11 protein-coding genes and 3 pseudogenes are annotated in these 9,967 nt (G+C 73.6%); 5 read left to right on the forward strand and 9 right to left on the reverse strand.

Features of this window, described 5'->3' with window-relative positions:
• Positions 1-133 precede the first annotated feature (133 nt).
• Positions 134-544 (forward strand): hypothetical protein, encoded by a 411-nt coding sequence (locus ACFP3V_RS01055; RefSeq protein ID WP_380578612.1) that lies wholly within the window; start codon positions 134-136, stop codon positions 542-544.
• 78 nt (positions 545-622) lie between these two features.
• Here ACFP3V_RS01055 and ACFP3V_RS01060 read toward each other — a convergent pair whose 3' ends face one another.
• From ACFP3V_RS01060 to ACFP3V_RS01070, 3 genes and pseudogenes are all read right to left on the reverse strand, one after another.
• Complete coding sequence (locus ACFP3V_RS01060; RefSeq protein ID WP_380578614.1) at positions 623-1,018, reverse strand: ribonuclease domain-containing protein; 396 nt, start codon at positions 1,016-1,018, stop codon at positions 623-625.
• 217 nt (positions 1,019-1,235) lie between these two features.
• Complete coding sequence (locus ACFP3V_RS01065; protein ID WP_380578616.1) at positions 1,236-2,168, reverse strand: NADP-dependent oxidoreductase; 933 nt, start codon at positions 2,166-2,168, stop codon at positions 1,236-1,238.
• Between the two features lie 103 nt (positions 2,169-2,271).
• Positions 2,272-2,427 (reverse strand): annotated as a pseudogene (locus ACFP3V_RS01070) (HD domain-containing protein); the annotation flags it as partial.
• Here ACFP3V_RS01070 and ACFP3V_RS01075 point away from each other — a divergent pair.
• Complete coding sequence (locus ACFP3V_RS01075) at positions 2,406-2,777, forward strand: helix-turn-helix domain-containing protein (RefSeq protein ID WP_380578618.1); 372 nt, start codon at positions 2,406-2,408, stop codon at positions 2,775-2,777. The pseudogene ACFP3V_RS01070 and the gene ACFP3V_RS01075 sit on opposite strands and share 22 nt — an antisense overlap.
• A gap of 24 nt (positions 2,778-2,801) precedes the next feature.
• Here ACFP3V_RS01075 and arr read toward each other — a convergent pair whose 3' ends face one another.
• Entirely contained in the window at positions 2,802-3,230 is a 429-nt protein-coding gene (gene arr / locus ACFP3V_RS01080) for an NAD(+)--rifampin ADP-ribosyltransferase (RefSeq protein WP_380578620.1), read from the reverse strand.
• A 209-nt stretch (positions 3,231-3,439) separates the two neighbouring features.
• Between arr and ACFP3V_RS01085 the strand changes: the two genes are divergently transcribed.
• Together ACFP3V_RS01085 and ACFP3V_RS01090 are read left to right on the forward strand one after the other, a co-directional pair.
• Positions 3,440-5,617 (forward strand): MMPL family transporter, encoded by a 2,178-nt coding sequence (locus ACFP3V_RS01085; RefSeq protein WP_380578622.1) that lies wholly within the window; start codon positions 3,440-3,442, stop codon positions 5,615-5,617.
• An 86-nt stretch (positions 5,618-5,703) separates the two neighbouring features.
• Positions 5,704-5,970 carry a metal-sensitive transcriptional regulator gene (locus ACFP3V_RS01090; RefSeq protein WP_380578624.1) on the forward strand — a complete coding sequence of 89 codons (267 nt, stop codon included), beginning with the start codon at positions 5,704-5,706 and terminating at the stop codon, positions 5,968-5,970.
• A gap of 26 nt (positions 5,971-5,996) precedes the next feature.
• Here ACFP3V_RS01090 and ACFP3V_RS01095 read toward each other — a convergent pair whose 3' ends face one another.
• The 5 genes and pseudogenes from ACFP3V_RS01095 to ACFP3V_RS01115 all read right to left on the reverse strand — a co-directional run bounded on the left by ACFP3V_RS01095 (position 5,997) and on the right by ACFP3V_RS01115 (position 9,583).
• Positions 5,997-6,194 (reverse strand): DUF1206 domain-containing protein, encoded by a 198-nt coding sequence (locus ACFP3V_RS01095; protein ID WP_380578626.1) that lies wholly within the window; start codon positions 6,192-6,194, stop codon positions 5,997-5,999.
• A 152-nt stretch (positions 6,195-6,346) separates the two neighbouring features.
• A pseudogene (locus ACFP3V_RS01100) lies at positions 6,347-6,826 on the reverse strand (DUF1206 domain-containing protein); the annotation flags it as partial.
• A 148-nt stretch (positions 6,827-6,974) separates the two neighbouring features.
• The gene (locus ACFP3V_RS01105; RefSeq protein WP_380578628.1) at positions 6,975-7,988 is read right to left on the reverse strand and encodes an NAD(P)/FAD-dependent oxidoreductase; all 1,014 of its coding nucleotides are present in this window, start codon (positions 7,986-7,988) and stop codon (positions 6,975-6,977) included.
• Positions 7,985-8,500 carry an isoprenylcysteine carboxyl methyltransferase family protein gene (locus ACFP3V_RS01110; protein WP_380578630.1) on the reverse strand — a complete coding sequence of 172 codons (516 nt, stop codon included), beginning with the start codon at positions 8,498-8,500 and terminating at the stop codon, positions 7,985-7,987. Before ACFP3V_RS01110 ends, ACFP3V_RS01105 begins: the two co-directional genes overlap by 4 nt.
• Positions 8,501-8,506: 6 nt before the next feature.
• A complete protein-coding gene (locus ACFP3V_RS01115; protein ID WP_380578632.1) occupies positions 8,507-9,583 on the reverse strand; it encodes a type III polyketide synthase in 1,077 nt (358 codons plus the stop codon).
• A 98-nt stretch (positions 9,584-9,681) separates the two neighbouring features.
• Between ACFP3V_RS01115 and ACFP3V_RS01120 the strand changes: the two are divergent.
• Positions 9,682-9,967, forward strand: a pseudogene (locus tag ACFP3V_RS01120) (UbiA family prenyltransferase); the annotation flags it as partial.

Raw genomic sequence — 9,967 nt, forward strand, 5'->3', positions numbered from 1 at the left:
CCTCGGGTGCTCCACGCCGCGAAGCGTCCGGCACCGCCCTCCTCGCGGCGCTCTCCCTGGGCCGGTGCCTCCGCATCGGACCGCGAGGAACCGGCGGTGGACAGTTCCCGCGTCAGCGACCGATGCTGGTCGGATGACGATCCGCCGGTTCCTCCGGTTCCGCCAGGCCGCCGCCGCCGTCGCGTTGGCGGCCGCTCTGGCCGCGTGCCTACGGTCGCCGGCGGACAGCCGGCGGACCGGGACGCCCGGGGCGAGCGGCAGCGGCGACCCGGTGGCCGACTGCGCGCACGTGATCGCCTACTGGGCGCGGCAGTTGACGACACCGGGCTCGGACTGGGGGCTCGACTACCAGGAGATGGGCCTCTCGGACGGCGAGAACGACATCCTGCAGCACCTGATGCCCGACGCCCGCAGGCTCGCCCGGCAGCAGGGTCCCGACGCCGTCCAGTCGGCGGTGCGGCGGGCGGCGGAGCGACCCTGCCGGGCCTACGCCGCCTCGTTGCCGTCCTCCCCCACGGGCCCGTCCAACGGCTGGCCGCAGTAGGCCCCGCGGCACCCGGGAGACTGGTCCGCGGGCCCCCTGAGCCTCAACCGGCCCAGGGGGTCCACTCGTTGCGTCAGCTCACAGCTCGTAGAAGTCGCTGTAGTGGTCCGGGGAGTACCACACCTCGCCGGTGTTGAAGTCGACCACGATGCGGTAGGCGTCCCGATGGGCGCCGCAGGCACGCGGGTACACGTCGTACTCGTAGAAGGTGTCGCCGGACGGCAGCTCGCCGTTGTCGTTGTAGTACGTGCCGCCCGCGTAGCTGCACTCGCCGTCCGGCCAGTCGTACCAGCCGCGGCTCGTCGGGTAACCCAGCGAGCTCCAGGTCGAGTTGGCCGAGGCGGCGTCGGAACAGCCGGAAATGTCGCAGGAGTTGTAGGTCGCCGCGCTCGCCGCCGGGCCCTCGACCGCGGACGCGCCGAGCAGGGACGCCAGGGTCGCGGTCACCAGCGCGGACCGCTGCACCCAGGACATGCGGGACAGTCGCCGAGTGGACACAGAACCTCCGAGATCAGATCAGATCTGCTATGTGCATGCCACTCAACGCGCGTCACACGACGACCGGGTGCACCCCGCCTTGCCGCCCCATGTCGGTTGCCCGACGGGACGGTGATCACCGGCAACCCGCGCCGGTCCCTGACCCTGCCGGAAGGTCAACCCCCGCGCTGCGCCCGGGAAGGCGGTGCCGGGTTCATCGAACGCCGCCGTCCTCCGCGACCCGGATGACGGTGCGGCCGGGGACTCGCTCCCGCGAGGCGAGGGCCTGCGCGGCTTCCTCCAGCGAGCGGACCGCTCCCACCCGCACCCGGATCCGGCCGTCCAGGACGCGTTGGGCCAGCTCGGCCAGGCGGGCCCGATCGGGCTCCACGACGAAGAAGACCGCCCGCCCGTCATCAGGGCGCACGGTGGGCGGCTGCGCGATGGTGACGAGCACACCGCCGGGACGCACCAGGGCCGCCGAGCGGTCGAGTACGTCTCCGCCGATCACGTCGAACACGACGTCGACCTGGCCGACGTCCGCCGGTCGGTCCGCCTCCAGGTCGAGGAAGGCGTGCGCTCCCAGGCCCAGAACCGTGTCCCGGTCGCCGGAACGGCCGGCGCCGATCACGCGCGCTCCCGCCTCACGCGCGAGCTGGACGGCGATCGAGCCGACGGCGCCCGCGGCCCCGTCGATCAGCACCGTCTGCCCCGTCGAAAGGCGCGCGTGGTCGAAGAGCCCCTGCCAGGCGGTCAGCCCCGAGATCGGCAGGGCGGCGGCCACCGTGTGGTCGATGTCGGCGGGGAGCGGCGCGAGGTTGCGGGCCTCCACGGCGACGTACTCGGCGAGCGAGCCGTCGCGGGTCCAGTCGGTCAGGCCGAAGACTCGCTGACCGACCGTCAGGCCCGTCGTCCCGAAGCCGAGTTCTGCCACCACCCCGGACACCTCGTGGCCCGGCACGCTCGGCGTGCGGTCCCGGCCAGCCCGGTCGGTCCAGGTGGCGGGCCAGTCCAGCTCGCCTCGTGTGAAACCTGCGGCGTGCACCCGGAGGATGACGTCGTTCTCGGCGGCATGGGGATGGGGCAGGTCCTCAAGGGTCAGCCCGGTGATGCCTGCCTCGCGGTTCCGTACGGTGATGCCTCGCATGGGTTGTCCGTTCTTCTCGCCGTGTTGAAAGAGGTCCCGGCGTCCGGCACCTGCCGGCCCCGGCCCGGTCGGCCGCGACCATGGCGGTCCCGGCTGCCGCAGGTCACTGCGGCCAGGGAGCATCGAGGATGCGTTCCACCATGGAGGTGCGGCGGAAACCAGGAACGAAGTGCTCCAGGACATCCGCGTTGACGGTCCCGTAGGTGGTCTCCGGCCGGTCTTTCAGGCCGTCGACGAATGCGTGGAGGAAATCCTTCTCCGCCGCCCCGCTCGCCGGCCCTGCGGCGCGTAGCCGAACTGGTCACGGCGGATCCGGCAGGCGCCCACTCCCTCGCGGAGCTGGCCGGGCGGCTCCACGTCAGCACGCGGCACCTCACCAGGCTGTTCCGGGAGGAGCTGGGCACCACCCCGGCCCGCTATGTCGAGTCGATCCGCTTCGACATCGCCAAGTCGCTCCTCGACCAGGGCTATACCGCCACCAAGGCGGCCTCCCTGGCCGGCTTCGCCAGCTACGAGAGCCTGCGCCGCGTCTTCACGCGGGAACTGTCGCTCACCCCCGCGGCCTTCCAGCGCCGCTTCGGCACCGCCCGGCGGGAGCGCGCGGAGTAGCCGGGCGGCCGAGGTCCGTCGGCCTCAGTCCAGAATCGTGGCGACGCCCCGACGGCGGAGGTCGGCCAGGCCCGCCAGCATCGCCTGGATCTGCTCCGGGGAATGCCCGACCCAGTCCTTGAGCTCGGCCACCACGCGAACCGGCTCGCGAGTGCGGTACGAGCGGGTGGGGTTGCCCGGAAACTTCCTGTCGGTGACGTTCGGATCGTCCTCCAGCTCACCGGTCGGCTCCACCACGTAGATCCGCCCGGGCCCGTCGCCGGCCGCGAGTTCGGCGCCCCAGGCGGCGGCGTCCAGGGTCTCGGAGACGTAGACGTGCCGTGACGTACGCCCGTCCTCGAAGTTGGACGCGTGGCCGGGGACCAGCAGGTCCCCCGCCGCGAGCTCCGCCTTCGTGCCGTGCAGGTAGGTGCCCGCCCGGTACACCTGGAAAGGGACAGGACCACTCGTCATGGACTACTCCTTCGGCCGGCTCGGACACCAGCCAACCACAGGGGACTCCTGGCCGAGCACGACACGGGGAACCGCGACCTCAGGAGTCGACTCCCTGGCGGCACCCTGCGACCGCCGTCCGCTCGTCCCACCCCGACCTGGCCGCACGCGACTGCTGATATACCCTGGGGGGTAATTCCGAATACCCCACCCCGTATCGAGGAGCCCCCGTGTCGGTAGCCCCGCACCCCCCGACCGCCCCGACGGACGCACCTCCGAAGACGGCCGCCGCACGGCAGCCGCGCCCCGGCCCCCTGGGCCGCCTCGGCATGTGGTCGGCCCGGCACTTCAGGACCATGCTCATCGCCTGGCTGGTGGTCGTCGCCGCACTGGGCGCGTTCGCCCCGCAGGTCATGCACGCGCTGTCCGGTGCGGGCTGGCAGGCCGACGGCTCCGACTCGGTGAAGGCGCGTCAGGTCGCCGAACAGCACTTCGGCGGCAACGCCTCCACGGCCTTGCAGATCGTCGTGACGGCCGACCGGCCGGTGACCGACGCACCCGTCCAGCAGGTGATCGGCAAGGCGGAGGGCCTGGCGCAGGCCGACCCGAGGATCGCCCAGATCGTGCCGCCGCAGCCCGGCGCCACCATCAGCAAGGACGCACGCACCGCGGTGATCCTCGCCGGGGCGAAGGCGTCACCGGACGCGATGGTCCGCGCCGCCGACGACCTCAAGGGCCCGCTGGCCGCCCTCTCCGGCAACGGTGTCACCGTCCACGCCACCGGTGCGTCCGTGCTCTGGAGCGACTTCAACACCGCGAACCACGACGCGATGATGCACTCGGAGATCCTGTCCTGGCCGGTCACCCTGGCCATTCTGGTGCTGGCCTTCGGCACCCTGGTGGCTGCCGGGCTGCCGCTGCTGCTGACCATGGCCGGGCTGATCGCCTCCGCGGGCTCCCTGGTCCTGCTCAGCCATCTGTTCCCGGTCTCCATCTGGGCGATGAACTTCGCCATGATGTTCGCCCTGGCCCTGGGCATCGACTACGCCTTGTTCCTCGTCGTCCGGTTCCGTGGCGCCCGCATGGGCCACCACCGCAGCACCGCCCACGCCGTGGCCGAGACGATGGACACGGCGGGCAAGGCCGTCCTGCTGTCCGGCGCGACCGTCCTGGTCAGCCTCTCCGCCGTCATGCTGGTCCCGTCCCCCGCCTTCCGCTCGATGGCCGGCGGCATCATGCTCGCCGTCCTGTTCGTCCTCGCGGCGACCCTCACCCTGCTCCCCGCCGTCCTGGGCAAGCTCGGACACCGCATCGACGCGGTCGCGCTGCCGTGGGTGAGGACCGGCGAGCACCGCTCACCGCGCTTCGCGGCGTGGGGCGAGCGTCTGTGGCGACGACCGGTCGCCTACGGCGCCACCGCGCTGGTGGCCCTGCTCGCGCTCGCCGCTCCCGTGATCGGCCTGCGCACCGCGATGCCGTCCATCGACGTCCTGCCCAGGAGCGCCGACGCCCGAGCCGGGTACACGGCCGTACAGCACGCCTTCGGCCCCGGCGCGCCGGGGACTCTGCAGATCGTCGCTCCGACGGCACAGGCCGCGGACACGGAGAGGGTCGTCAAGGCGGAGTCGGGGATCGCCGCGGTGATGCCCGCGCAGCGAGCCGCTGACGGTTCGTCATGGACCTTGCTGCAGGCCGTTCCCGCGGTCGACCCGTCCGCGAAGGAACTCGGCGCCACCGTGAACCACCTGCGTGCAGACCTGCCCGCGGGCGCGCTCGTCGGCGGCGCCGCGGTGGAGAACCTCGACCTGCAGCACACCCTCACCCAGAAGGCGCCCCTGGTGATCGGCGTCGTTCTGGCGCTGGGGTTCCTGCTCCTGCTGGTGGCCCTCCAGGCCCCGCTGATCTCGGCCCTCGGCACCCTCGCCAGTCTGCTCTCCACCGGGGCCGCGTTCGGGGTCGCACGGCTGGTCTTCCAGGACGGCCACGGCGCCGGACTGCTCGGCTTCACCCCGCAGGGCTTCCTGGACGGCTGGGCCCCGGTGTTCTTCTTCGCGATGATCTTCGCGATCGCCATGGACTACACCGTCTTCCTGCTCGCGTCCGCGAAGGAGCACTTCGAGCGGGGCGGCGACCCGAAGCAGGCCATGGTCGGCGCGCTGGCCCACTCCGGCCGGGTGATCTTCGCCGCGGCGGCGGTCATGGTGGCGGTGTTCTTCACCTTCGCCCTCTCCGGGCCGCTTCCCCCGAAGGAGATGGGCATCGTGCTGGGCGTCGCCGTCCTGCTGGACGCGGCCCTGGTCCGGCTCGCCCTGCTGCCGGTGCTGCTCCGTCTCACCGGGCGCGCCGCCTGGTACAGCCCGGCGTGGCTGCGGCGGATGCTGCCGAAGATCACCTTCTCCCACGGTTGACCCTCATGGCGAGCCGGAACTCCCCCGGCCCGCCCGCCCGCTATACCCACGGGGGTACAGTGGAGGACGAGCGAAGGAGGCAGGACATGCAGGTGGACGAGGCGGCCGTCACGCCGGTGCTGAACCGGCTGCGCCGCGCCCAGGGGCAGCTGGCCGGGGTCATCGCGATGATCGAGGCCGGCCGCGACTGCAAGGACGTGGTCACCCAACTCGCGGCGGTCTCACGGGCTTTGGACCGAGCCGGCTTCAAGATCGTGGCCAGCGGTATGCGCCAGTGCCTCGCCGAGCAGGAGGACGGCACCCCGCCCATGAGCGAGGAGGAGCTGGAGAAGCTGTTCCTGGCGCTCGCCTGAGCAGCCGACCCGCACCGCCCCGGGGCTCACATCCTGCGCCACCGCGCGCACGCGAAGGAGAACAGCCCGAAGCAGATCAGCCCCGCGGCCACCAGGACCAGCAGCCACGGGCCCGCAGGGGTGCGGGCCAGCGTGCGCAGGGTCTCGTCGAGCCCCTTGGCCCGGTGCGGGTCGAATCGGATGGCGGCCTGGAGGAGGAAGACCCCGGCAGCCGCGCACACCACGCCGCGCGAGCCGGTTCCCGCAACGCCCAGCGCCTCCAGACTCGCCGCGTGCGCGGGCCCATCCGCCCGGTCTCCAGCTTGCGCCGGAAGCGGCGCCGGACTGCGGACACCACGATGCCGATGCCGACCCCGATCGCGACCAGCGCTGCCGCCCCGGCCACGAAGCGACCGCCGGGGAGCGCGAGGGCACGGGCGGTCCAGTCCTGCGAGGTGCGGTCGCTGCTGGCCTGCCCACCCCGATGCGCGGCGAAGAGGGCCGTTCCCCAGCAGGCGGATCCGTACAGCACGCAGCGGCCGGCGTTCAGCAGGCGCTTCCCCGCCTCGGCTTCGTCGCCGCGCCCGAACGACGCGACCGCCGCCCGCCACAGCGCCATCGCCCCGAAGCCGACCACGATCACCCACAGCAGCACCGAGCCGCCCGGCTCCGCCGCGACCTGCTGCAGTGCGCCCTGCCGGTCGGCCTGCTGCCCGCCCCCGCCGAAGGCGATGCGCAGCGCCAGCAGCCCCACCACGACATAGACGAACCCCCGTGTGGCGAGACCCAGGCGGCCTGCCGCCGCGATGGTGTCGCCGTGGGCAGCTCGGCGCACGTCCCGTCCGGTGTGCTGCCGTATGGCGCGGTACACGCTCATCCGACCTCCGTAAGTCGACTCCTCGCCGCAACGGGCTCGTCCTCCGTCTGCCCACGGAACGGCGGGACACGCGGGCCTCGGCGCCCGCCGCGGGGGGCCGTTGACGCGTCGTCAATCCGGCGCGATGGGCGGGCGAGTGCCGGCGTGCTCAGGCGAGCCCGTTGACCAGAGCGGAGAAGAGCCAGGGCAGCCGGGCGGCCGCGGGAACGATGTGCGGCGCCAGCGCCTCCCGGCCGCGGGCCCACAGCAGGGCGTGGGTGAGGGCGCGGTGGCGCCGGGTCGCGCGTGACCAGGCGCGCTCGTAGTCCTGGGGTCGGCCCGCGCGCACGCAGGCGACGAGCGCCGCCGCACCGGTGAAGGCGACGGAGAGCCCTTCCCCGGTCAGCGCGTCGACGTACCCGGCGGCGTCGCCGACCAGCAGGACGCGTCCGGCCACCCGTGCCCGGGCCCGCTGGCGCATGGGGCCCGCACCCCGGACCGGGCCCGCGGTGGCGGCGGGCAGGCGGTCGCGCAAGGCCGGGAACGCCGCCAGATGGTCGGTGAAGGAGCCACGCCGGGACGTGAGGACCGCCACGCCCACCAAGTCCGGTGCCACGGGCGTGACATAGGCCTCGGCCCACTTCGACCAGTGGACCTCGACGCAGTCGGACCAGGGGGCGATCGGGAAGTGCCCGCGCTGTCCGTGCCGGCGCGGGCCGGCGACCGGCCGGTCCAGCCCGAGCAGGCGCCGGATCGGGGAGTGGAGTCCGTCCGCGGCGACGAGATAGCGGGAGCGCAGCCCGGCCGCGTGCACGCAGCAGTCGTCCTGGCGTACGCCGTCCACGCGCGACCGCAGGGTGCGGACGCCGAGTTGGCGGGCGCGGTGCGCGAGCGCCGCCTGGAGGTCGGTGCGGCGCACGCCCAGTCCGGGGCCGCCGCGGAAGCGGGCCTCCGCCCGGTCTCGCCCGTCGAGGTAGCGGATGCCGTGCAGCGGCCGGCCCGCCACCTCGACACCGAGGGCCGCGAGGGCCTCGGTGCCGTGGGGCATCAGCCCCTCACCGCAGGCCTTGTCGATCGGCGTGGGGCGCGGCTCCGCGACGACCACCTCCATGCCCGCCCGCGCCGCGTGGATCGCGGTGGCCAGGCCGGCCGGACCGCCCCCGGCCACCAGCAGGTCGATCACCCGGGGACCGCCCGGGCCAGCGCCGCGTTCTCGCACCGCACCCGGGTGACCAGCAGCGGCGCGTTCAGGAGGGAGAAGACGGCCGCGGTGACCCAGGCGGTGTGCACCAGGGGGAGTGCGAGCCCCTCGACGACGACGGCGACGTAGTTCGGGTGGCGCAGCCACCGGTAGGGTCCGCCGTCCACCAGGGGCAGGCCCGGGACCACGATCACCCGGGTGTTCCAGCGCGGGCCCAGCGTGCTGATGCACCACCAGCGCAGGGCCTGTGCCAGCAGCGCGGCCGCCAGGCTCGGCCAGCCGAGCCACGGGAGGAAGGGCCGGTGCAGCAGGCCGGTCTCCAGCAGGCATCCCGCAAGCAGCCCGGTGTGCAGGACGACCATGACCGGGTAGTGGCCCGCGCCGTGCTCCACGCCGCCGCGGGCGCGGCTCCAGCGGGCGTGCCGCTGGGCCGTGACGAGTTCGGCCAGGCGCTCCAACGCCACCGCGAGGATCAGGACCGTGTACGGATTCATGGGCAACTACCAGCGCAGGAGGACGAGTTCGACACAGAATCCGGGCCCCATCGCGAGCAGCAGGCCCGGCGTCCCGGGGAGTGGCGGCCGCAGCGCGAGGGTGTCGCGCAGGATGTGCAGCACCGAGGCCGAGGACAGGTTGCCGACGTCGGCCAGCGAGCGCCAGGTCAGCTCCAGGGCGCGCACCGGCAGGTCGAGCGCGTCCCGTACGGCGTCCAGGACCTTCGGCCCGCCGGGGTGGCAGATCCAGGCGGTGACGTCCGCGGTCTTGACGTCGTGGTCGGCGAGGAAGTCCTCGACCACCTCGCGCAGCCGACGGCGTACCAGGTCGGGCAGGTCGGCGCCGAGGACGATGTGGAAGCCGGTGTCCCCGATCGACCAGCCGAGCAGGTCCTGGGTGCCGGGGAAGAGGTGGCTGCGCGTGGCGACGATCCGGGGTCCGGCCGGCGCCGTGCGACCGTCCGCGTGGGCCGGGTGTCGGGGGCCGACGGCGACGGCCGCGGCGGCGCCGTCTCCGAACAGTGCGCCCGCGACCAGGTTCTGGATCGACGTGTCGGCCCGCTGCAGCGTCAGCGAGCACAGCTCGACGGACAGCAGGAGCGCCGCCTCCTCGGGGTGACCCAGCAGGTAGTCGTGCAGCCGGGCGAGCCCCGCCGCCCCGGCGACGCAGCCGAGCCCGAAGACGGGCACCCGCTTGACGTCCGGCCGTAGTCCCAACTCCGTGGCCAGACGGGCTTCCAGCGAGGGTGCGGCGATGCCGGTCACCGACGTGGAGACGACGAAGTCGATCTCCGAGGCGGCGAGTCCGGCCTGGTCGAGGGCGCCTTGGACCGCCTCGCGGCCGAGTTCCAGCGCTGCGGCGAGGAACGCGTCGTTGCGGGCGCCGAAGCCGTCCAGCCCGGCGTACTGGTCCGGCCGCAGCACGAGGTGACGCCCGGTCACGCCGGAGGTGGCGTGGACGCGTTCGAGCAGTGCGCAGTCGTCGCGCGGGAGACGGCAGGACGAGGCGACCATGCGGGTGATCTCGTGCTGCGGATAGCGGTGCGGCGGTAAGGCACCGCGAACCGCAACAATCCGGGTCATAACGACATGCTAGGAGTCGGCACCCCGGAATCGGCGACACACCAGGCCCACGGGCGTGGCTGACGGCCCGCCAGCGCGTGGGCACCTACTCTTCAGGCGTGCCCACGCAAGCCACGCCGCGTCGGGCCGGCCTGCCGGTCGCGCTCCTGATGGCCGCGCACCCGCTGCCCGCCTTCGCCGTGACCGCCATGGCCGCCGCCCTCGCCGCGTCCGTGGGCCGCGGCGCGGCGGGCTGCGGGCTCGTGGCACTGGCCGTGCTCAGCGGGCAGCTGTGCGTCGGCTGGAGCAACGACCTCATCGACCGGCGCCGCGACATCCGCGCCCGACGGCGCGACAAGCCGCTCGCGACAGGTGCCCTGGCCCCGGCGACGGCCGGGGCGGCGG

This window comes from Streptacidiphilus monticola, from assembly GCF_042658505.1.
Taxonomy (GTDB): Bacteria; Actinomycetota; Actinomycetes; order Streptomycetales; family Streptomycetaceae; genus Streptacidiphilus; species Streptacidiphilus monticola.